The sequence below is a fragment of the Paenibacillus sp. P36 genome, assembly GCF_045866505.1.
GTDB classification, from domain to species: Bacteria; Bacillota; Bacilli; order Paenibacillales; family NBRC-103111; genus Paenibacillus_E; species Paenibacillus_E chondroitinus.
This window is the reverse complement of record NZ_AP038372.1, coordinates 7,098,046-7,122,183: the sequence shown is the minus strand read 5'-3', so window position 1 is coordinate 7,122,183 and position 24,138 is coordinate 7,098,046. Positions and strand designations below refer to the sequence as shown.

General features: G+C 47.6%; 17 protein-coding genes. 16 read left to right on the top strand and 1 reads right to left on the bottom strand.

Annotated elements, in window-relative coordinates; all coding sequences use genetic code 11:
* The first annotated feature begins 7 nt into the window (after positions 1 to 7).
* The 5 genes from ACKTT9_RS31210 (at position 8) to ACKTT9_RS31190 (ending at position 8,095) form a co-directional block, all read left to right on the top strand.
* Positions 8 to 883, top strand: coding sequence for a carbohydrate ABC transporter permease (locus ACKTT9_RS31210; protein ID WP_407873151.1), 876 nt, complete (start codon positions 8 to 10; stop codon positions 881 to 883).
* Positions 884 to 965: 82 nt separating this feature from the next.
* On the top strand, positions 966 to 2,606 hold the full coding sequence (locus ACKTT9_RS31205; RefSeq protein ID WP_407869072.1) for an extracellular solute-binding protein: 1,641 nt from the start codon (positions 966 to 968) through the stop codon (positions 2,604 to 2,606).
* Positions 2,607 to 2,712: 106 nt separating this feature from the next.
* Positions 2,713 to 4,938 (top strand): helix-turn-helix domain-containing protein, encoded by a 2,226-nt coding sequence (locus ACKTT9_RS31200; protein ID WP_407869071.1) that lies wholly within the window; start codon positions 2,713 to 2,715, stop codon positions 4,936 to 4,938.
* A 45-nt stretch (positions 4,939 to 4,983) separates the two neighbouring features.
* On the top strand, positions 4,984 to 7,176 hold the full coding sequence (locus ACKTT9_RS31195) for a family 78 glycoside hydrolase catalytic domain (protein WP_407869070.1): 2,193 nt from the start codon (positions 4,984 to 4,986) through the stop codon (positions 7,174 to 7,176).
* Between the two features lie 34 nt (positions 7,177 to 7,210).
* Positions 7,211 to 8,095, top strand: a complete 885-nt coding sequence (locus ACKTT9_RS31190) for an AraC family transcriptional regulator (RefSeq protein ID WP_407869069.1) — start codon at positions 7,211 to 7,213, stop codon at positions 8,093 to 8,095.
* On the opposite strand, the gene ACKTT9_RS31185 is transcribed toward ACKTT9_RS31190, so the two are convergent.
* Positions 8,086 to 8,907 (bottom strand): phytanoyl-CoA dioxygenase family protein, encoded by an 822-nt coding sequence (locus ACKTT9_RS31185; protein ID WP_407869068.1) that lies wholly within the window; start codon positions 8,905 to 8,907, stop codon positions 8,086 to 8,088. The genes ACKTT9_RS31190 and ACKTT9_RS31185 overlap by 10 nt on opposite strands.
* 261 nt (positions 8,908 to 9,168) lie before the next feature.
* On the opposite strand from ACKTT9_RS31185, the gene ACKTT9_RS31180 reads away from it, so the two are divergent.
* The 11 genes from ACKTT9_RS31180 to ACKTT9_RS31130 all read left to right on the top strand — a co-directional run bounded on the left by ACKTT9_RS31180 (position 9,169) and on the right by ACKTT9_RS31130 (position 24,121).
* Complete coding sequence (locus tag ACKTT9_RS31180) at positions 9,169 to 10,491, top strand: extracellular solute-binding protein (protein WP_407869067.1); 1,323 nt, start codon at positions 9,169 to 9,171, stop codon at positions 10,489 to 10,491.
* A gap of 79 nt (positions 10,492 to 10,570) precedes the next feature.
* Entirely contained in the window at positions 10,571 to 11,446 is an 876-nt protein-coding gene (locus ACKTT9_RS31175) for a carbohydrate ABC transporter permease (RefSeq protein ID WP_407869066.1), read from the top strand.
* Positions 11,447 to 11,467: 21 nt separating this feature from the next.
* Positions 11,468 to 12,298: a carbohydrate ABC transporter permease gene (locus tag ACKTT9_RS31170; protein ID WP_407869065.1), complete on the top strand. Its 831-nt coding sequence runs from the start codon at positions 11,468 to 11,470 to the stop codon at positions 12,296 to 12,298.
* 51 nt (positions 12,299 to 12,349) lie between these two features.
* Positions 12,350 to 14,143 (top strand): sensor histidine kinase, encoded by a 1,794-nt coding sequence (locus tag ACKTT9_RS31165; protein ID WP_407869064.1) that lies wholly within the window; start codon positions 12,350 to 12,352, stop codon positions 14,141 to 14,143.
* A complete protein-coding gene (locus ACKTT9_RS31160; protein ID WP_407869063.1) occupies positions 14,133 to 15,707 on the top strand; it encodes a response regulator in 1,575 nt (524 codons plus the stop codon). The genes ACKTT9_RS31165 and ACKTT9_RS31160 overlap by 11 nt, the downstream gene beginning before the upstream one ends.
* 52 nt (positions 15,708 to 15,759) lie before the next feature.
* Positions 15,760 to 18,069, top strand: coding sequence for a glycoside hydrolase family 3 N-terminal domain-containing protein (locus ACKTT9_RS31155; protein WP_407869062.1), 2,310 nt, complete (start codon positions 15,760 to 15,762; stop codon positions 18,067 to 18,069).
* 138 nt (positions 18,070 to 18,207) lie between these two features.
* The gene (locus ACKTT9_RS31150; protein WP_407869061.1) at positions 18,208 to 19,224 is read left to right on the top strand and encodes a glycosidase; all 1,017 of its coding nucleotides are present in this window, start codon (positions 18,208 to 18,210) and stop codon (positions 19,222 to 19,224) included.
* A gap of 427 nt (positions 19,225 to 19,651) precedes the next feature.
* Positions 19,652 to 21,187 (top strand): ABC transporter substrate-binding protein, encoded by a 1,536-nt coding sequence (locus ACKTT9_RS31145; RefSeq protein WP_407869060.1) that lies wholly within the window; start codon positions 19,652 to 19,654, stop codon positions 21,185 to 21,187.
* A 26-nt stretch (positions 21,188 to 21,213) separates the two neighbouring features.
* Complete coding sequence (locus tag ACKTT9_RS31140; protein WP_407869059.1) at positions 21,214 to 22,176, top strand: ABC transporter permease; 963 nt, start codon at positions 21,214 to 21,216, stop codon at positions 22,174 to 22,176.
* A gap of 1 nt (position 22,177) precedes the next feature.
* A complete protein-coding gene (locus ACKTT9_RS31135; protein ID WP_407869058.1) occupies positions 22,178 to 23,047 on the top strand; it encodes a carbohydrate ABC transporter permease in 870 nt (289 codons plus the stop codon).
* A gap of 57 nt (positions 23,048 to 23,104) precedes the next feature.
* The gene (locus tag ACKTT9_RS31130) at positions 23,105 to 24,121 is read left to right on the top strand and encodes a LacI family DNA-binding transcriptional regulator (RefSeq protein WP_407869057.1); all 1,017 of its coding nucleotides are present in this window, start codon (positions 23,105 to 23,107) and stop codon (positions 24,119 to 24,121) included.
* The last annotated feature ends 17 nt before the right edge of the window (positions 24,122 to 24,138 follow it).

The window sequence follows — 24,138 nt, the reverse complement described above, 5'->3', positions numbered from 1 at the left end:
TATTCTCATTAAAGCTTCGTCTACAGAAAAGATCTTCTACTTGATCAATTATGTCCTTCTTGGCGTTATCGCTGTCAGCTGCCTACTCCCCATGCTGCATATGCTCGCTTTGTCTCTCAGTACCAATGATGCCATCTTATCCGGATTTGTCAGCTTATGGCCGATCGGATGGAATTTCGAGACGTACCATAAGCTTTTTACAGGCACACGCATTTTGCAAGCGGCTCGGAATAGTGTCGAGGTGACAGTGGTCGGAACGTTCCTCAGCATGCTCTTCACCTTATTAGGGGCATACCCCTTATCGAAAAAATTTATGTACGGCCGCAAGTTTTTCACCATGCTGATTGTGTTTACAATGATTTTCAATGGAGGATTAATTCCCACTTATCTTGTCATCAAATCACTTGGATTGATCAACACCTATGGCGCACTTTGGCTGCCTGGATTGATAAGCGTTTATAACATGCTGGTCATGCGCTCCTTCTTTAACGGCTTTCCAGAGGAGATTGAAGAAGCCGCCCGCATTGATGGCTGTGGAGAGATCAGGCTGATGCTTCAGATTATTTTGCCGCTTTCCTTGCCGGTACTCGCCGCACTTACGCTTTTCTACGGTGTTGGCTACTGGAACTCCTTTTTCAGTGTCATGATTTACATCAACGATTCCAGTAAAAATACGCTTGCTGTACTTATTCAGCAAATGATTTCCAGCCAGCAGCTGCTACAGGAAATTGCAAACACGTCTTCGGAAGATCTTACATCCATCACACCGGAGTCGATTAAAGCGGCAGGGGTATTTGTCATGATCGTACCAATGCTGATCTTATATCCTTTTCTGCAAAAGTATTTTGTGAAAGGCGTCATGATTGGTTCAGTCAAAGGATAGGTTGAACATCTGATTTTTTGACAAGTCTGCTCTTCCTAAAAGAAGAATGCTTGTATACAATACTAAACAGGAGGGTTCTTATATGAACAAAAAAGCGCTAGTCATCTCCACGGTTGCGTTGACGCTTACGGCAACGTCACTGGCAGGCTGCTCCGACAGTAAGACGGGAGAAGCTCAACAAACATCAACCACACCTGCTACTTCGGCATCTGCGCGTGCCATGTCCCTCTCGATGTCGTTTTATGATCGGGGAACGATTGCACCTGATCTCGGGACTGCCGAAAACAACATTTGGACGAAATTCATCCAGGATAAAACCGGAATCAATTTAAAGATATCCCCTGTCCCGCGTGCAGAATCCGTTAACAAGCTGAATACCCTTGTCGCGTCAGGGTCAGCGCCGGATGTTATTTTAGAATACGATGTGGGCTTCCGCAATCAACTGTATTTACAAAAACAGATCATGCCCATCGGAGATTTGATTGAAAAAAATAGCACAACTTACAAGCAGCTGCTGAATAAATTTCCTCTACTCAAAAAGCTGAGCACGAGGGATGACGGGAAAATTTATGACCTGGGCCGTATTCTTGGCTATGTGCCATACAGTTATACGGTGATTAGGCAGGATTGGCTCGATAAGATGAAACTATCGGTGCCAAAAACGGCGGATGAATTGTTTCAAGTTGCGAAAGCGTTTGCAACGCAAGATCCTGACGGTAACGGCAAGAAGGATACATACGGCTTGAATATGGCCGGAGGTGGCAGCTTAATTGACCCTATGTTCCAGAATGTGACCTGGATTCTCAAAGACGGCAAGTGGGTGAAGGATTGGGATCGGGCTGAGGCTGCGAACGCTTTCCGCAAGAAGCTTTTTGATGAAGGCATCGTCGATAAAGATTTTCTGACTGATAAGAATGGAAAGAAAGCCGAGCAGGATTTTGTTACAGGTAAAATAGGGATCTATACAGCTGCAGGCTCATACAAAGTGTTTACTTCTCAATACGAAACCTTGCGTAAAAATGTCCCGGATGCCAAGCTGGTGGCCATCGCACTACCTTCCAGCCAATTTGGCAGCTTTTCGCCTGATTTCAATCCACCGGTGCAGTTGACGGGTGTGTTGAACGCCAAAACGAAAGATCCTGAAGCGGCCATCAAAATGATTGATTATTTGAGCTCACCGGAGTGGGTCAAAACCACCTATAGCGGCATTGAAGGCACACATTACAAAGTTGAAAATAACAAAGAAGTTCCGATTAATGCGGAGAAAAATAAGAAGGAACTTGATTGGTTAGGCGACTTCCGTATGTTAGGCGGCCAATATGTTTATAACGAGTTTGATACGACGATGAAGGGTTTTGATCAAAGCATTCCGCTTCAGAAGGAATTTTACGATCTTGGCAAGGACGTTTTCAGCTTGAACATTACAAAGGACCGCCCGTTAGCCAGCATCACGCTTGGCGGGTTCATGCCCACGCTTCCTGCTGACATGCAGTTCATCTCCAAGAACTTGCTTGATTCCACCAGCAACCCGATTGGAGACTTATGGAATAAAGCGATTGTAAGCGGATCTTCGTATACTTCGGCTCAAGCCAAACAGGATGCGATCAATCTTTGGAAAAAATCGGATGGCGATAAGCTGGAGGCCTGGTATCAGGATTGGTATACGAAAAATAAGGATACGATGGTTAGCCAGAACGACTTACTTTCTATGAATTTTAACTAAAAGAGTACGAAGAATGCTGTCGGTGGATGTCTGCCGACAGCCTTGTTCGTACCGTCCCTAATAGACGGTTTCTCCGTTTCATTTCGATGCCCGAGGAGAGCATGCCATGTTAAAGAAACATTCTTGGTTTTACCGTTTGGTCACGACCTACCTGCCAATTGTCTATTTGCTTGTATTCATCTTGTTTTTTGTTTTCTTCATGACAATGAATAAGCAGTCCCAAACGCAAACTGTGAGTGCCAATGAAGCATTTACGCGATACACCATGCTTCAGCTTAACTCGATTCTTGGCAACATCGATCAGAATGTGAATGCGGCAACCGTGAATAACAGGGAGTTTAATCAGTATATGTTTCAGCTTCACGATTCTGATGTTAACCCGTATTTGCTGCGCAGTAAGGTGGCGGAGCTTTTCAGGCAGGTCCAGGCGGGTTTTCCCTTCATTCAATCCATTTACTTTTATCGCAATATCGATATGACGGTGCTCGGCACAGAAATGTACTTGCCACTTGCAGAGTTTGGTGATCGCGATTTCGTTCAGGAGCAGATGAAGCAGCCGCTTCCAAGCATTTGGACGAATGTAAGAACCTACAAAGTTCTTCCTTCTCAACCTTATGACGCTCAAGTTGTATCCCTCGTGAAAAAGGTCCCTTTTCTGACGGAGCCAAGCGGCATCCTTATCGTGAATATCGATGTTTCGAGTCTGGCCTCTTGGCTGCAAAGCATCTCTGTAAGCTCAATTAGTTCAATTACCTTAGTCGATCAGGCAGGACAATTAATCGGGCAAAGTAAAGTGAAAGCGAATAAGGACATCCTTAACTTGAAGTTTGAGGAGACAGGGTGGACGTTCAACAGTGGGATAAAAGAATCCTACCATTATGGCTTTTTTTCCGAGCTCTATTATAGTTGGATCATTATCGGAGTTGTGATGGTTCTGATTGCCTCAGCCTTAATTATCTACCTGTCCAAACGCTATGCAAGACCGATTGATGCGAGTATGAGCCGAATATCCGATTATTTAAACGTCAGGCAGCCAGGTGGAGAATTGATTTCGGTTGTCGATGCGGCTGTAGATAAAATCATTGATTTCGCTGATCGTTATCAGTCGGAGAGTAATTTAAATTTGCCTTATCGCCAGAAATATTTTTTCCAAGAACTTCTGACAGGGGATCGTCCCATCAGCCAAGACGAATTGATCGAAGAGATGCATAACTTTGGCTTCCCTTGCAATTGGCATTCTTTCAATACGGCTAAATTGGAGATCGATAGAATTAGTGATTTTACAGAAAGCTACTCTACGCGAGATCAGGTGCTCCTGAAATTTGTCTTGTCGAATGTGTTGAAAGAAACCGCTGAACAGTATGGAATAGGTATTTGGAGTGAATGGATATCTGTGGATAAAATGAGTATTCTGTTTGGCGCGGACGGCGAACTTTCGATGAGCGATATTAGCGCCATTTGTGAGAGTATGCGGGCGTGGGTTGAAGCCAATCTTGCCTTCACGGTAACGATCGGCGTAGGGAAAAAGACGGAGTGTTCGGAGGATATCGGCGAATCCTACGAGCAGGCTGTTAAGGCTGTGCAGTACCGCTCCGCATTGGGAAATAATCGCGTTATTCATTATGAGGTCATTGCGCGGCAGACGGAAACTGAGATATTTGATATTTTACAGTTAATCCGCACGATCGTTCAGTTGTATAAAAGCGGAAACGATGAATGGTATAACCAATTCGATTTTCTATTCAAAGCGATCAATCGCGAGTTGTATACCCGGGACGAGTTGAAAAACCTGCTTTACTATATGACCTTTACGTTTACACGTGAATTGTCTGAATTTCCCAGTGAATATACCGAGTCATGGCGAGTGGAGGGACTCGTTCCTATTTCCCAGGCAATTGACCGATTCGAAACGATGGACGATATCAGAAAGATTCTTCTGGAACGGCTCAGCACCGTTGCCGAGCTATGGAAGCAGCTGCGTGAAACTAAAAATCACAGGCTGCTGATTCACGATGTGAAAGCCTATATTGATGCCCATTACGCAAATGCAGACTTGTCTCTGCAGCTGCTTGCCGAACAATTTTCATTAAGTAAAAATTACGTCAGCCGCTTATTTAAAGAGGAAACAGGTGAAAATTTTATCGATTATTTAACGGCGCTGCGCATCTTTCATTCGAAGCAGCTTTTGGAAGAAACGGGCACTTCGATACAAGATATCGCTGGGCTCGTTGGTTATGAGCACTACTTTTCGTTTAACCGAGCGTTTAAGAAGTTGACCGGCTTCCCGCCGAGCGATTTTCGGAAGAAACGTTTCACTGACAAAATACTGTAATACGGAGTCTGGCGTGTACTTATGATTAAAGAGGAGATGGTTCGGTTGTCAGCAAAGTGGCAGGCAGATTGGTTGACTGATCATTCATTTATAAATGTAAAAAAGTCTGATCTCTACCATAAAGAGCTTGAAGTACGTGAGGTAGAACCGCATCGAACCGATTTGCAGCATCACCACTGGTATGTAAGAACCGTTTTTAGGTTGGATGAGAAGAGCTTGAATGAGGAGGAGATCCGGCTTCATCTAACGGCGGATGATTATTACAAGCTGTATATAAACGGCGAGTTCGTTTGTCAGGGACCGGCTCAGAGCGATGCGAATCATTACTATTTCAATCGTATCAATATTGCTTCAAGTTTAAAGGCCGGGGAAAATGTCATTGCCATTCATGTCTATTATCAAGGGTTGTTAAATCGCGCTTATAACAGCGCCGACTACAGGCAAGGTGTGGTAGCAGAACTGTGGGCAGGCGAGAATTTGCTGGTTAAAACAGATCGTACATGGAAAGCGAAGCGGGTATATGACAATCGGCCCGGTGTCGCTTTCGGCTATGACACGCAATTCACCGAGCATGTGGACGCCAGGCAATCGGAGAGAGGGTGGACAGAAGTCGGATATGACGATTCCGATTGGCAGTATGCAGAATCGGCGGAAAATATCGATTATACCTTTGTTCTGCAGCCAACTCCGCTAGTTGACGTCTATGCGAAGCAGCCATCGAATGTCCAACAACTGGCGCCCGGTCATTATCTGATCGATTTCGGAGGAGAACTGACGGGCCAATTCGCCATGATGGCGCATGGAAAAGCGGGAGAAGAAGTGCAAATCTGGTCTGGAGAAGAACTGCTGCCGGGGGATCAGGCGGTACGCTACGAAATGCGCTGCAATTGCCTTTACCATGATCAGTGGACACTATCCGGTGACAGCGATTTCTTCCAAACGTTTGATTACAAGGCGTTCCGCTATGTAGAGGTGCGAGGACCGGAGGAATCTCTGAGCCCTGCATCCTTCCATGCTCTGGTAAGACATTATCCGTTTGATGAACAAAGCTGTTTGCTGCACAGCTCGGATGAGCGGATGAATCAAATTTTTGACATTTGCAAAAATGGTGTCCAATACGGATCACAGGAAAACTTCGTGGATTGTCCCAGTCGGGAGAAAGGCCAATATTTGGGCGACAATACGATTATTGGTCACTCGCATATGCTGCTTAGCGGCGATTTACGGTTATATCGCAAGGCGATTGAGCAATTCGGACGCAGCTCTTTCGTCTGTGGCGGGCTCATGGCCGTTGTGCCGGGACATTTTATGCAGGAAATAGCTGATTTTTCTTTACAGTGGCCGATGCAGGTCATGACGTATTTCAATTACAGTGGAGATACGGCCTTTCTTCAAGAGATGTACCCGTATGCGGAAGGGTTGCTGCAGCATTTTGAGAAATTTGAGCGTGAAGATGGATTGCTGCAAGGCGTTGCAGATAAATGGAATCTTGTCGATTGGCCGCAAGGTTTGCGCGATAACTATGATTTTGAACTAACTAAGCCGATTGGCCCTGGCTGTCATAATGTCATCAATGCCTTATATATCGGCTGCGTGCGTACGGTGAACGAGATGCGGGATTTGCTGGGCGTCACTTATGAGAATCGGCTGCCAAAATTAATGAAAAGCTTCTTGGACGCCTTCTATGATGAGGAGAAAGCCTTGTTTAAAGATTCCGAGGAAAGTAGGCATCATGCTCTGCACGCGAATGTTCTTCCTTTATTATTCGGCATCGCCCCTGATCAATCCGTCGTGGCTATCGTAGACATGATCCGAACCAAACGATTCGCGTGCGGCGTTTATTTCTCCTACTTCGTCATGAAGGCACTTGCAGAGGTGAAAGAGTATGAATTAATCTATGATTTGCTATCGTCAGAGGATGAACATTCTTGGGGGAATATGCTGAAAGAAGGAGCAACAACATGCTTCGAGGCGTGGGGGAAGGATCAGAAATGGAACACCAGCCTATGCCATCCTTGGGCAAGCGGACCCGTTCCTGTACTGATTGAAGACATTATTGGACTCAAGCCTGCCAAGCCGGGTTGGGAAGAAATTGCATTTTATCCGCAGCTTCCGGCATCTTGGACATCGTTTTCTCTGCAGGTACAAGTTCCAACTGGAAAGATTCAGCTCCGTTACAACAACGGGGTGTGGACCGAAAGCTTCCCGCCTGGTATCACGGTTAAAAGAGCGGAGTAAGCGGACAAATGTAGAGGGAGAGGGGGCTAAGCTTATGGTTAATCATACCAATGACCGCTTTCTGGAAAGCGATGTTTTTCCATTCTACGCAGCCCCCTTCGAACTCCCGGCAGGACGGTACGTAGCTCCGCACAGCCACGAATTCGTCGAATTTGTCTACATCGTCGAAGGTAGCGGCGTGCATACATATAAAGGAATTGAACACAGGCTTCATACAGGTGATGCGTTCATCATTGAACCCGGTATGGAACATTCCTACAGGGTGGGGGAGCATGAACAGCTTCTTGTCTATAATGTTTTGTTTCATCCGTCGCTGATTTTTCATGAGTTGGAAAAGTTGAAGGAAGACGCTTCCTTTTTTGATTTTTATTATGTCGTTCCCTTTATGCGCCAATCGGTCAAAGATCAGCCCTCACTATGGCTGTCCCCCGTCGAGCAGAGCGTATTTAAGTCATTGCTCGACGAAATTGTTCGGGAATTTACGGTGAAAGACCACGGTTACCGATCGATGATCCGATCCAAGCTGGTGGAATGTTTCGTTTTTCTAAGCCGCTGCAACCGCAAGAACAACGAAAGCGTAAGGCTTGCGAGTCCATCAGAAAAGCAGGCGATGGAACAAATCGCCCGCTTTATTGAACGTCATCTGGAGAAGCAGCTTAAGCTGGCCGAGGTTAGCCGTCTGTGCGGGATGAGTGTCTCCACCTTCAAAGCCAAGTTTAAAGCGAATACAGGACGTACGTTTCTGGAATATCGCAATGAAATGCGAATTATGGCCGCCAAACGGCTGTTGGTCCAGACGGAACTCAAAATGATAGCGATTGCCCAAGAGGTCGGCTTCGAGGACGTCAGCTTATTCAATCGCACGTTCCGGCATTGGACCGGCATGTCTCCCAGCCAGTATCGAAAGGATCAGCTTTGAGCAGGGACTTTGGCAAGCAGCGGGAACATAGGCCCGCGCAGCGGTTCCTCCGGCGTATAGGTCTGCCCATCCAAAACCATGTGAGGTTTCCCATTAAACGTAGTACCGTCCGGCATATAGATGATGGCGTAAGCGCGTCTAGGCTTGTCGGTTTTATTTGCATGCGCATAATGAAAGGTAAGCCCGTCATGAAATGTGCAGCTGCCCGCTTTCAGAGGTACGATGACCGGCTTCCGTTCAGCTATTTCGGTCCCTTGAACAAAGTCGAAAATATTAACCGGATCATGCAACGAGATATTCGTTAACTTCCCCACCTTGTGAGATTTCGGCACGAACATCATACAGCCGTTATTCTCATCCACATTATCAAGCGCAATCCAGATGCTCATGCAGCCGTCCTCATTCATCGGCCACTTCGGAGAATCTTGATGCCACGGCGTGGCATTCGTGTCACCGGGCATTTTCCATAACGCATGATCGTGGAAAAAACGAATCCCCTTAGCACCTGTCAAACGTAACGCTATTTCCGCAAATCGGGGGTGAAAGGCGAAGGTCGCCATGCCGCCGTGATCTCTCCAGGTGTTCACCTTTTGATTAAGCACTCTGGCGTATGCAGCGTTGTCTTTCCCCGTTTTCACCGATAAGCCTTCCTTCGCACTCATCGACTCCTCCATATATTCGCGTAATGTGGCAAGTTCATCCCCATCCAGCAAATCATCGACTTGAACAAATCCATTCTCCTGATAAAATTCAATCTGATCCTGTGAGATCCAACGGTCTGCCGGATGTTGGCCGGATAGCTGATCCTTCATGGCGATCGTCCTTTCCGTATTGGTTTGGCGTTCCTTTATAAGATAAGTATAGAAGCATCGTTCGGTTGGAACTAGGAGGATTCGCCGATGATTCAGGCAGATTAGCTGAGGAAATTGAAAGCGCTCCGCATTTTAGTGGCATATTTCGGATATTATCAAAATTTCGTAGGATATTAGATTCATTTCATAGGAACTATAATCTAAAGGAATAGTAAATGGGCATTAAAACTAGGACAAAATACGCAGAGATGAGGGTTGAAGATGGAGAGTCGTAAGTTTAAAAAATCGTTATTGATCGGCATGGTTACCATGCTTGCGACGGTAGGCGTGGCTTGCGGTAAAAAAGAAGGCACAGCAACTTCCGGAGGAGCACCGGCAACAGCAGCAGCGGGCGAAACCGTGACTTTGACGATGATGCATCCTTGGACGTCGCCGAATGTCGATAATGATGCTTATAAGGCGAGAATCGAAGAATTTGAGAAAAAGTTCCCGAATATTAAAATCAAGCAAGACGGGGTGCCATCTGCCCAGTATAAAACAAAGCTTCGTACGCTTGCAGCTGGAAACAACCTGTCCGATATTAATGTCGTATGGCCGGGAGCAGATATTACGCCGCTCGTCGCCGGAAATCTGTTAATGCCGATCGATTCGATTATGGATAACTGGAAAAACATCCTTCCTGAGGATGCGCTGGCCGGCATGAAAGTGGACGGGAAGCAGTATGCCATTCCGACCAAGCAATCATTCGTCGACATTATTTATTACAACAAAGACATGTTTGCAAAAGTGGGTTATACCGAGTTCCCAAAAACGTACGATAACTTTATCGATGCGATCAAAAAGCTGAAAGCTGCAGGAATGACTCCGATTGCCATGGGCAACAAAGAGAAATGGCCGCTTCAATCTTCCTATATGTCAATTATCGGGGATCGTTTTGTTGGCAGCGATTTCTTGAACCAGGTGCTGAATAAGCAAGCTAAATTTACAGATCCCGAATATGTGAAAGCGCTTGGAGTCATTGAAGAACTGACCAAACTATCCGCTTTCAACACAGACATGAACAATATGGATTCTGTTCAGGCGCAAGATTATTTTATCCAAGGCAAAGCAGCTATGCATATTTCTTCTTCTACGGTTGACGGTAGAGTCCGTATCAACAATAAGGAAGGAGATAAATTCGGTATCGCTCTATTCCCTAGTGTTACTGGCGGTAAGGGGAATCCTGAGAAAAGCGCAGGTGTCGTTCAATACGGAATCTCCATCAGCAACGGATTGGATGAGAAAAAGAAGGCGGCAGCTATTGAATTCTTGAAATTCTTTGTTGGAGAAGACTTGTACAAGACGTTGATTAGCAAAGGTGTCGTCGTCCCTGCGAAAGTCGAAATTCCGCAAGATGCAAGCCCTTATTTAAAAGAGATGATGGCGCTTACGGGTAAAGGAATCGCTCCGGTATTCGATAGCGTGATCCCTGCACAAGTGGTCGATGTCATGCAAAACGGCCTGCAGGCTCTAACAGTAGGCAAAGGGTCTGCGGAGCAGTTGGCCAAAGATCTGCAGAATTCGATTGATAATCTTAAAAAGTAAATGAGTTAGGCAGGAAAACTCGAGGGTTCGAGTTTTCTTCCCTTTTTAAGGGGCAAATTTGGGAAAAGGAGGAAATGCCATGCATACGCTCAAGGGAACGAAGTTCTCGATTTTCATCGGGCTGCTGCCCGCGCTTGTCATTTATTTAGGCATCGCCGTCGTACCGATCGGCTTGTCGCTGTACTACTCCGCCATGAATTGGGACGGTATTTCGCCCATGACATTCATCGGGCTTGATAATTTCATCGAAATTATGAAAGATCCGATTTTTTGGAATTCGCTCAAAAACAATATTTTCATTATGATTGCGGGTATCGTAGGAACGATCCCATTCGGGTTGCTTCTGGCGCTGCTGCTCAATAAGAAATTGAAAGGTTCCGGTTTCTTCCGCACGGTTGGCTTTCTACCGGTTGTCATCTCTTCCGTTATCGTTTCTTTGATTTGGGGAATGATCTATAATACGGAATACGGCATGCTCAATTCCGTTCTCGGACTCTTTGGTTTGGACAGCTTGAAGCAGAACTGGCTTGGAAGCACCGAGTGGTCCATGCTGTCAATTAGCATCACTTATATATGGCAAAACTGCGGTTTGTATATGGTCATCTTGCTTGCCGCTTTGCAAAATATACCGGCCGAAGTTAACGAGGCTGCTCATATGGACGGGGCTACCGGCCTGAAGAAAACATTTCTCATCACGATTCCAATGATTCGGGATACACTCGTCGTCGCTGTTGTGTACAGCATCAGTGGTTCCTTCCGTGTCTTCGACCTGATTCAGGTCATGACCGGCGGTGGACCGGCCCATTATACAGAAGTCATGACGATCTACATGTATAACAATGCATTCGTAAACATGCGTTTCGGTTACGGAAGTGCGGTATCCATTCTGATCCTTGTATTCAGCCTGATTGTGGTCACTGTCGTGAATAAATTAGGCATGGAAAAAAAGAGCTGAAGAAGGGGGAGTTGAAGCCGAATGGAACGGATAGGGAAAATTAAGCATTTCATCATATACGCGTTTTTAATATTGTTTGCCATTATTAATCTATTACCGCTTTTTTGGATGGTAGTCGATTCCTTCAAGAGTGAGCAGGATTATGCTGCGAACCCGTTCTCGCTGCCGACCGTACTGCACTTCAGCAATTATGCGAAGGCGTGGGAAGTGGCGAATATGGGGACATATTACAAAAACAGCATCATCATTACAGCTGTCTCCGTTATTGTCACGGTTTTGCTCGGAGCGTTGGCCTCTTATTTTTTATCCCGGTTTGAGTTTAAGCTGCGGGGAATCACTTACGGAATTTTCTTGCTCGGTATGTTAATTCCGATTCATGCGACCTTGATACCGATTTTTCATATTATGCAAAAATTGAGGCTGCTCGATACGAGTCTGTCGCTCATTTTGCCGTATACCGCCTTTCATTTATCGCTCACGATCTTTATTCTTGAAGGGTTTATGAGAGGTTTTCCGAAAGATATGGAAGAATCCGCCGTCATGGACGGGTGTGGCGTTTTTCGTATTTTTTGGTACATTATCCTGCCGATTACGAGACCTGCCATGGCAACGGTCATCATTTTGAATTTCGTTTATAATTGGAATGAATACTTGTTTGCACTTGTATTGATCAATTCCAGCGAATTGAAAACATTGCCGCTCGGACTCGCTAATTTCGTCGGCATTGAAACGGCGAGCCTTACACTGCAGATGGCTGCACTCACGATCGCTCTGATTCCGATCATCATTTTCTATTTGATTCTTCAGAAGCAGCTTGTGAACGGCATGACAGCAGGTGCGGTCAAGGGATAAGCAGGTGCAGATACGGTAACAACCGACTTTGGCCATGAGGAGAAAAGTACAATGCGGGCTCGTTTGTGGAAGTTCGGAAACTTCAGCTTAAAGCGGAAAGCGTTCCTCATATTTTTGCTGTTTGTTACTTTGCCTACATTCGGAGTCGGAGTTCTCGTTCAGCATCAGTTCAGTCGCATCTTGACCCAGCAATTCGTTGAATCCACCAAAAGGAGTCTCGATACCGTTACGAATCAGCTGACGGAAGAAACGAAGATGGTGGAGGATATCGCGGATTATATGATATTTAGCCCTGATATCCGCAATTTTTTGCACCCGTCGGGTTTATGGATGACAGGAGAACAGACGGAGCTCTATAAGGAGAATATCGAGGGTTTTCTTACGTTTCAATTAATGTCCAAAAATTATATCAAGTCGATCATGATTCAAGGCTTGAACGAAAATCGGATCCATATGGGGGAGCCGGTCAGCGGGAATGAGAACGAATGGCTTCAGCGAGCAGCGCAGCGCAAAGGCGGTTTGGTCTGGAGCGAAGCATATCCGGTTACAAGTGATTGGTACGGGCCAACGAAGGTCATTTCCTTGTTCCGGATTATCAATTCGTTCGATGAAATTACGCAGCCCTTGGGCAAACTCATCATCCGTCTTGATGCGTCAAGCATCGTGAATTTGCTGAAAAGCGGTATTTTCAAAGAAAGCGGAATTATCTTTATTGTGGGCAAAGAGGGGAATTTAATCCTCACTTCGGATGAGAAGGTGACCGGCGAGCGGGATACAGACAAGGCGCTGCTCGATACACTGCGCAAGCATGGCGGGGATACGTTCACTTATGAGCTGGACGGAGCCTCTTATCTCACGTTTCATCAGTCGATGGAAAATACCGGATGGCAAGTTGTCGCTATGGTTCCAGAGGCTACGATGAACGAAAATACAGCCGGTTTAAAATTTATCATGCTGCTGATTATCGTCGCGACGCTGATCCTTGGGTTAGCAGCGTTGATTGGATTCCACTACACGATCATTCTTCCGATTTTGCGTTTAAAGCGGGAAACGGGTCGTGTGAAGCAGGGCGACTTTACGGTCCGAGTACCGATTGAGTCGCACGATGAAATTTCCGAGCTGAACAGGCAGTTTAACGGTATGGTGATGACGATCCAAGAACTCATTGAATATAAGTACAAGCTGGAGCTTAGACAGCGGGAATCCGAACTGAAGCTGCTGCAAAAACAGATGGACCCTCATTTTTTATACAATACCTTAGATATGATTCGCTGGACCGCCCGGCTGGAGAAAGCTTCCCGGACAAGCCAGCTTATCGAGATGTTATCCAAGTTTTTTCGCTCCAGCCTGGGCCGGGAACAAGACAGATCGACCATTCAGCAGGAGCTGGAATTCGTTCAATCTTATTTGTTTCTTCAACAGAAGCGCTTAGGCGGCAAGCTGGAGTACTCTCTGTTAGCGGAAGCACATATCGCTGATGCGGCTATTTTGAAGCTGACCATTCAGCCGCTTGTGGAAAACTTCCTGAAGCATGGCCTCGATAGCGGTCAACCACGAAATTTCATTAAAGTGAAATGCTATCAAGTTAATCAGGATATATGGATTGACGTGCAGGATAACGGCAGAGGACTCAGCCACGAGCAGATCGCAGAGATTCGGGAATCGCTCACAAGATCAGGCCATAGTGATCATCGGGGAGCGATGGCGAATATTCACGAGCGTTTGTCAATTGTATTCGGAGCGGGATACGGGCTGGAAATTGTTGAGGCTTCTGTAGAAGGGACCTGGATTCGTTTAATCATTCCTTATGAATCGCAGAACGGCGGTGAATGGCATGAACGTTAAAATGTTAATTGTCGATGATGAGCCGATTATTTGCGAAGGCTTAAGATACACGATCCCTTGGGAGGAGCTTGGCGTTCAAGTGATCGGGGAGGCATATAACGGAACGGAAGCGCTTCGGCTTGCTGAGGAGCACAAGGTGAATTTGGTGCTGACCGACATCCGGATGAACGGGATGGACGGCCTGGAGCTTGCTGAGCATCTTATGTCAGCCTTGCCTAATGTCCGAATCGTGATTATAAGCGGATACGAGGATTTTGCGTATGCCAGGCAGGCGGTTCGACTAGGTGTATCCGATTACTTGCTCAAGCCGGTGGATATAGACGAATTGCTGAGACTCGTCCGCAACATTGTGGCCAAGGTGCGCAAGGAGGCGGAGCAGGTCAATCGTGACAATGAGAACAGAATGATGTGGCTTTCCAATGTCGTTCGAGGCGTCAACTCTTCTTACGATTTCTCGAGCGTCATGCCAGCGCTTCAACCTGGGGCTCAATTCCGGATGATCGCTACACAGATGAACCGTTTTTACCAATGGTTTTCGGTCACATCATCTGCCGAGCATAAATCGCTTCAGGAAGCATGGATGACCCATGTTCACCTCTCGCTTGAAAAGCATGCGATTCATTGTTTATCGGTATTCGATCATACCAATTTACTGTTTACACTATGCGTGGATACATCGAACCGGCTCGCCACGGAACTTGCGTGGAACGAAGCGATAGATGACATGCTGCAGGCTTGGCAAGGTCCGGAATCATTGTACGGCAGCATTTCGACTGCCTATGACTCGCTTGCCGATACGGCAGAACACTGTGGCGAGGCCAGGCTTCTGTTGAATTATCATGTGTTGGATGAACAGGCCATACTAACAGCGGAATTTAAAGATCAGGCTGACCGTAAGCGTGATGGGGTTCCGGAACATTTTCCCGGCGCTGAAATGGTACAAAATTTGATGCATGCGCTGTTCCGGTATGATCTAGCAGAGATTGAAACGCTGATCGCCGACATCTTCGGATTTTTCCGAAGTCGTGGTTATTTGTTGGACGAAGCGGCTATCGCGTACGGAGAAATCCGCGTTCTGCTGCAGCAGCGGCTTAGGGAGAGTGGGATCAAAGATTTGGATGCTTTGAATAGAGCGCCATTGGATTTAGATGCACTTAACTCTTATGCGGCTATAAGCCAAATTGCGAAGGAAGATTTGACGGCCGTCCTTACATTAATCGAGATGAGCGGAATTTCCAAGCCTTATTGGATTATCGAAAAAGCGAAAAAATATATCCTTGAGCACAACGGGAGCGCATTGAAGGCGGCTGATGTGGCAGCCTGGCTGAAAATTACGCCCAGCTATTTCAGCTATATTTTCAAACAAAGCACAGGAAAAAGCTTCACGGAGTACGTCAACCAGTTTCGTATCGAGCAGGCCAAACAGTTACTTTTGCAAACGCATGACAAGGTATACGAGATCGCCGACAGAGTGGGCTACAAGGAGTACAAATACTTTGTTTCAATTTTTAAAACGTACACGGGCATGACGCCGACAGAATATCGCGATCTAAATACGACTTGAGAATCGGTTCGCAACTTGCTATTTATGACAAGAAAAGAGTGTGAATTTGGGGATGGAGACATATAGAAACCCGCAACTTTCCATCGAAGAACGGGTGGACGATCTGTTGTCGCGCATGACGTTAAAGGAGAAGGTCGGCCAGCTTAATCAGAAGATGTACGGTTGGGATGCCTACCGCCGAACGGAACATGACATTGAATTGACGGATGCATTCAAACGGGAGGTGGCCTTCGGCGATGGGATGGGCGCATTGTATGGTCTGTTCCGTGCTGATCCTTGGTCCGCGGTCACCTATGAGAACGGCATTCCGGCAGGCGATAGCTCGAAAATCGCCAATAAGGTGCAGCGGTATGTCATCGAGAATACCCGGCTCGGTATTCCTGTTCTGTTGTCGGAAGAGTGTCCCCATGGCCACCAGGCATTGGACGGAACACTGCTGCCGGTAAATATCGGCGCGGGATCGACCTGGAATCCTGAGTTGATCGAGCAAGCATACGCTCATGCAGCGGAAGAAATCAGGGCCCGGGGCGCACATCTTGCGCTGGTATCCGCCCTCGATATTTTGCACGAACCGCGCTGGGGGCGGTCGGAAGAATGCTACGGCGAAGATCCGTACCATGCTTCACGCATGACCGAAGCCGTCGTACGGGGCTTGCAAGGCCGGACGCCGGAAGAGTTATCGCGACCGGATAAAGTCGTCGCACTGCTGAAGCACTTAAGCGCGCAAGGCGCTTGCGTTGGTGGACGCAATGCTGGGCCGGCGAATATCGGGGAACGAGAGCTGCGGGAAATTCATCTGCAGGGCATGAAGGCTGGCGTCGAAGCGGGAGCGATGGGGTGTATGGCCGCTTACAACGAAATTGACGGTGTGCCATGCCATATGAATACGAAGCTGCTGACTGGCATTCTGCGCGAAGAATGGGGTTTTCAGGGCATCGTTATGGCGGACGGAGAAGCGGTGGACCGGCTCGTCCAACAGACAGCCGATTCGGAGTCGGCCGCATCCGCCGCGTTAGCCGCTGGCGTCGATCTCAGCTTGTGGGATAAGGCATTCACGACATTAGAGAATGCGGTTATGAATGGGGTAACGGATGAAGAGCGAATCAACCGCGCTGTTCGCCGTGTGCTTCGGCTTAAATTTTTGTTGGGTCTGTTCGACCAGCCTTTTACCGACGAAACGACGGCTGCACGCGTTATTGGCAACGAAGCGTTCCGCCGTACCAATCTTCAGGTTGCTCGGGAATCGGCGGTTTTACTCAAAAATGAACAGAATCAACTTCCGTTAAGTAAAACGTTGAAACGCATCGCCGTCATCGGACCGAATGCGCATCAACTCTATAACCAGCTCGGCGATTATACGTCCACACAGCGGGAAGGAAAAGGAACCACGGTGCTGGAAGGCATCCGTATGGGCGCCGGGCGTGAGACGGAGGTCGTCTACGCGAAAGGCTGCGGCATTCGCGACGAGTCTACCGCCGGATTCGCAGAAGCGGTCAACGCCGCTAAAGCTTCGGATGTGGCTGTTCTCGTATTGGGAGGAAGCAGCGCCCGCCGTTTCGATCAGGGGTTTGATACGAACGGGGCTGCTATTATTACGGCAGGCAATCCTTCCGAGATGGACTGCGGTGAAGGCGTCGATCTGTCCGATCTGCGGCTTGGAGGCGTGCAGGAGCAGCTTGTGAAGGAGATTGCCGCAACGGGAACGCCGGTCATCGCCGTCTTGATCCAGGGGCGGCCGCATGCGCTAACCGGCATCGTGGATGCTTGTGATGCCATCCTTTGCGGATGGTATCCGGGCCAGGAAGGCGGACAGGCGATCGGCGAAATCTTGTTCGGAGATGTCAATCCGAGCGGCCGGCTGGCAGTATCGCTGCCGCGGTCAACCGCACAGCTTCCGGTATATTACAACCAGAAGGATCCAGGCCGAAAGCGCGTTTATCGCGATATGACCTCGGATCCGCTGTATCCGTTCGGATATGGCCTCAGCTACACGACGTTCGATTACGGACAACCTCGCCTCCTTCAAACGAGCATCTCTACAGCAGAATTGGAGAACGGGTGTTCTGTTGTTGTCGAGGTTGACATTGAAAATACAGGTGCAATGAGGGGAGCTGAAGTTGTTCAGCTCTACATCAAAGACATGGAAGCGAGCGTTACCCGGCGTATCATCGAATGCAAAGGATTCCAGAAAGTGGAGCTGGCTCCCGGTGAACGGAGGTCCGTAATCTTCCATCTTGGTTTCGAGGAATTGGCGATCTGGGATTCGGGAATGGAATTCAAAGTAGAGCCGGGAAATGTGAAAATCATGGTCGGCAGCGATTCGCAGCATACGGCCGAAACGATGCTTCACATCACACGTTAGATTTTCCGATGGCATCCATAAAAATCTGGATGTTTTCTAAACTTTCACGGATATGAGGCGTTCACTGGACAGTTATATAATGAGGTGAACGGCAAGACGCAATGGACAACAGACAATTATTGATCAGGAGGCACCACCATGAAAATCACAAGACATCCCGCTAACCCAATCGTGGTTCCGGGCATATACGACTGGCGTAAAGTGACGGTCTTTAATCCAGCAGTTATTATCGACAACGACAAGTTCTACATGATTGAGCGTACGGCAGAATCGTTGACGCCTTGCAAAAACTTTCTAGGACTTTTGGAAAGTGAAGACGGTGTTAATTTCCGCCATGTGGTGGATCAACCGATCGTTACGCCGGACATGCTCGGATTTCCGTACGGCAGCGTACAGGACCCGCGTGTCGTGAAAATCGACGATACGTTTTACTTGAACTACGCATTGCGTCCTTGTGCAATGAGCTACTATCCGACCGGAGCCGGCATTCCGGAACGTTCAGTTCCGACATATCCGGACGGTTGGGGAGAGAAGCCAGAGCACTGGCTGACACGTTCCGGAATCATGACGTCGAAGGACCTCATTAACTGGGAGTACCTATGCGATACGACTCCGCTTGATATTAATGACCGGGACAACATCCTGTTCCCTGAGAAAATTAACGGCAAGTACGTACTGCTGCGTCGTCCGGAAGAGTATATCGGCGAGAAGTACGGTACGGAAAAAGCGGCGATGTGGATCACCTATTCCGACAACTTGATCGACTGGGAAGAGCCGAAATTGCTCGCCAAAGCGGAAAACGATGATTGGGAATTCAAGAAAATCGGCGGCTCCACACCTCCGATCAAAACAGATAAAGGCTGGCTAACGCTGTATCATGGTGTTGATAAAGATACCGTGTACAGAGTTGGGGCACTGCTGCTCGATCTAGAGAATCCGGAAAAAATCATTGCCAGAACTCATAATTTCATCATGGAGCCGGAAACGTATTACGAGAAGTTCGGCTTCCAAATTCCAAACGTTATTTTCCCGACGGGCAATGTAGTGAAAGACGGACTTTTATATATTTATTATGGTGTAACGGACACAGCGATCGCTCTTGCGACGGTGCCGCTTGACGAATTGGTTGACTATATTTTGAACGAACCGAAATAATGTTTTTCGAACTGCTCTTTCAGCGAGATTTTGGCTGGGGGCAGTTTTTTTTATTGGGGCGATTACAAGACTCATTTTCTCAGACCTAAAAACTATTGACGGTTTAAAGAGAACTCGTTAGAATAAAACACAGTAACTAGATTGGAATTATAAGTTATCGACATATCCTTGTTGACCGGACCACCGGAGACACGCATTTAATTGGCGTAGTCTCCTTTTTTGCGTTTCGGCATGGAAAAGGAAGTTGCTACATAGATTAAAATCGAACCGGTTCCAATGTTGCAGCTTTGTTCCAAGGAGCTTGACTCTCGACAGCAGCGCTCTGAATGCAGCTCTTTTCGCCTAAGCCATCGGCAGCGGAATGAGAAGGAGGCGGCCAGCGGGGGATGCATATTTTATATATCAATGTACGGGAGGCGTATTCAAAATGAAGCAGTGGATTCCAATCACTTTAGCTGTTCTGTTAGCGACAGGGGCGGTTGCAGGGTGCTCCAGCGGTACAACGGCGACCCCGGAAGCGGGTAAAGCAACAACCGATTCAAGCACGACGGATGATCTGAAGGATAAGCTAGAACTGAATATTATGGCAATCAGCTACGAAGGAGGGGGATGGCCGGCAAACAATCCGATGATCGATTATCTCAATAAGAAGTTTAATGTGGATCTTAAGTTCCAGTGGGTTTCACAGGATAACTATAAAGAGAAGATGAACGTGCTGGCCGCCTCAGGGGATTTTCCGGATTCGTTCCTGCTAATGAAAGATGACTTTTTGAAATGGCGGGATAAAGGTGTGTTTCTTGACGTCAAACCGTTTCTCAGCAAATATCCGAACTTGGCCAAACAACTAGGCGGAGAAGAACAGCTGCAGTTTATGAGCCCGAAGGGTAAATATTACAGCTTTCCTTATTATCAGATCGAAACCCAGACGTCGTTCGGCATTCGAAAAGACTGGCTGGATAAGCTCAATCTCAAAATGCCGACGACAGTAGATGAATTTTACGACGTCACCAAAGCCTTCGCTAAGCAAGACCCTGACGGAAACGGGAAAAACGATACGTACGGTTTCTCGGTTTCGCTGGCACCGAATAAAACGGACTTCAAGCATATCGATCCGATTAAGGCGGCATTCGGTCTCGTCAATATTTGGGGGGTGAAGGATGGCAAGTTGATCAGCTGGCATACGCAGAATAAAGAGCTCAAGGACTTTGCCGTCTTTTTGAATAAAGCGTATACAGAGGGCGTGATGGACAAAGATTTTGCCATCAATAAGGTGAAGGACCCGCAGGACAAATACGAGGCGGGCAAAGTCGGTATCGATGATGTCGTGCCGAATGTTTTATATCAGACCATTGTGCCGAATGTGAAGAAAATCGATCCTAAAGCGGAAACTGTGCAGCTCCTGCCGCCAAAAGGGCCTACGGGACTGCAAGGAACATCGACAAATTCAATAACCCAAAGAATCGTTATTAATTCCAAGAGTGATCCGAAGAAGCAAGAAAGACTATTGAAGCTGTTTGATTATCTGGTGTCCGATGAAGGGAATATCTTGACGAAGAACGGGATAGAAGGGGTTCACTATAAAAAAGACGGCGACAAGTACACGAAGCTGGATGCATTCGATAAGGACCGTCCGATCCTGATTTCAGCCTGGTATTTGCGCAGATTCGACCTTAATACGCAAATTCGTCTCTGGGACGATAAAAAGACGGCTGACGACGTCAATCAATGGTTCAAAAACAGCGAACCGTTCAAATGGACGAATGTAGCGGCTGGATTGGAATCGCCGACAGATGTCAAAAGCGGAGCGACCATTGATCAGAAATTCATGACCGCTTTCATCAAAGTCATTATGGGCGAGCAGCCGATCGATTCTTTGGATCAAGCTGTGGAACAGTGGAAGAAGGACGGCGGTGACAAGATTACCCAAGAATATAACGAAGCTTATCAGAAATCTCAGCAATAACATGACATAGTTCAGAGGTAGATGAAATGAGAAGCGGAAAACAAACAAATAGAGCCTCCCAAGCCTATGTCCCTGTTGTAGCGAATAGGATTCGGCAGGTGAATTGGAAACGCGGTATTCCTCTATACTTGATGATTTTCCCGGGTTTTTTATACTTTGTTATCTTCAAATACATTCCGATGGGCGGATTGGTGATCGCATTTCAGGAATATGATCCGTTCTCGGGCTTTATTGAAAGTCCCTGGGTCGGTCTGGACCATTTCCAGCGTTTGTTTACGGATGCGGACTTCTGGACGCTGCTCCGCAATACGCTGATGCTGAGCGCGCTGAATTTGTTTTTGTTTTTTCCCGCACCGATCTTGTTCGCCATTCTGTTGAACGAGGCAAAGAAGTCATGGTTCCGAAGGATCGTGCAGACCGTTATTTATATGCCGCACTTTTTATCTTGGGTTGTTGTCGTCAGTATCACGACGCTGCTGCTTGCCACACAGGACGGCGCGATCAACAATTTGCTTGCAGGTATGGGGTATGAGCGAATCGAATGGCTGACGAGCTCGGATTATTTTCGAGGCGTGTATGTGGTCCAAAATATTTGGAAAGAAAGCGGCTGGAATGCCATTATTTTTCTGGCTGCCCTTGCGGCCGTAGACCCGACGCTCTATGAGGCAGCCGTCGTAGACGGGGCGAACCGCTGGAGACAGGTATGGCATATCACGCTGCCGGCGTTAAAATCAACGATTGTCATCCTATTTATTTTGCGGCTGGGCCAGATCATGGATCTTGGTTTCGAGCACATTCTGCTGCTGCAAAATCCGGTGAATCTGGATGTAGCGGACGTGTTTGATACGTATGTCTACCGCAATGGCGTACTACAGGGCAATTTCAGCTACTCCACGGCGGTAGGCATATTTAAATCGGTGATCGGGCTGCTGTTGATCGTCTTGGCCAACCGTTTGGCCAAAGCGTTCGGTCATGAGGGGGTGTACTAGGATGAAGGGCTTTCCTATCCGCGATAAAGATCTCATGTTTACCTTCATATCCAGAGGGATATTGGTGATCAGCCTGATATCCGTGATATTTCCGTTCTTATATGTGGTGCTGACTTCGTTCGCGCCAAGAGAAGAGATCGTAACCCGTGGATTTTTTCTGATCCCTCATCAATGGACGATCAATGCGTACGGCTATCTGATGAACAGTGAACAATTCGTTATTTCGTTCAAAAATGCGGTATATATCACGCTCGTCGGCACGACGGTGAACATGGCGCTGACTTCTCTCATGGCCTATGGGCTTTCCAAGTCATGGCTGGGGGGAAGGAGGGTGCTCAATTTCATGGTGCTGTTCACCATGTTATTCGGGGGAGGAATTATCCCGACTTATCTGGTTGTCAAAAGCTTGCATCTGCTGAACAGCTATTGGGCGCTTTTCTTGTCAGGAGCGATCGCGCCGTTTCACTTGATCGTCTTGCGCAGTTTTTTTCAGAACATCCCTATAGAGCTGGAAGAATCCGCCCGTATCGACGGCTGCGGGGAACTGCGGCTGTTCTGGCAAGTGATCCTGCCGCTTTCTTTACCGGCGGTAGCAACGTTTACGCTCTTCTATGCGGTGCAGAACTGGAACGCCTACTTCAATGCCGTCATGTATTTGAACGATTCGGATAAATGGCCCTTGCAGGTATTCCTGCGGCAAATGATGAACGAAGCTAACGGCAGCATGGAGACTATGGCAACAACCTTCCAGTACAGTCCGGCAGTGAAGATGGCTGCGATTGTTTTGACTGCGTTACCGCTATTGGTCGGCTATCCATTTATGCAAAAATATTTCAACAAAGGGATGCTGATGGGCTCGGTCAAGGGATAGCTGCGTGAGTAGGAATATGAAAATCGAATCGATTCCAAAGCGGGTTCGAGAGGGGGAATGACATTGGAAACAAGACCCAAGGTAACCATTAATGACGTCGCCAGAACGGCGGGGGTGGCCAAATCTACCGTTTCTCGCATTATTAACAATGCCCCCGGGGTGAAACCCGTCACAAGGTTAAAAGTGAACCGGGTGATTGAAGAGCTTGGCTTTTCGCCGAATATGATGGCGCGAAGCTTGAAGACCAAGCTGCGCCGCCAAATCGCGCTCGCCATTGACGATATTCGCAATCCGTATTATCCGGAGCTTGCGTGGGGCGCCGAACAAGTGGCGAAGCAAAACAACTTTCGCGTAGTGCTGATCAACCATTACGGCAACGCTTCCGAGGAGCTGGCCGTCATCAAGGAAGCAAGCGATATGCATGTGGACGGGATTGTTCTGCTATCGATCAGCCATCCGAAGACGTTAAGCAAGATTATAAAAAAAGCGAGCGTTCCCGTTACCCTGATCGGAAATTACGAGGATGATATGCCGGCAGATACGGTAGGGCTGAGAGAAAACGAAGGATACATGGCGATGGATCATCTGATTCGGATCGGCAGAAGGCGCATTGCCTACGCCGGCAGCACGACGGTACACCGTGGAGCCCGCTATGCAGCCTACGAGCAGTCGCTTGCCTCTCATTTTATGGCGTTCGACAGCGCGTTAGTGTACAACGGCGAAAGACTGGCCATCGATACCGGCCTCGAAGCAGCCCGTTATTTTTACAATTTGAATGAAATCCCCGATGCGGTGTTCGCAGCCAATGATCTTGTGGCTATCGGTGTCGTTCAAGGTCTGATCGATCTGGGGCTGCGCGTACCGGAGGATGTCGCTGTCGTGGGCATCGATAATATTCCATGGTGTAATTTAACCAGACCTAAAGTGAGTTCGGTTTCCAATTTAGTAGCGGAAATGGGGCGTATTGCCGTAGAGAGTCTGCTGCTCCGTATTGATGATGAGGCTAGAGCTTTTGAGAGAATCACCTTGGAGCCCCGGCTGATTGTCAGGGAGTCCACCGTCAAACAGAGGTAGGTTGGCCGCTTGGCGGT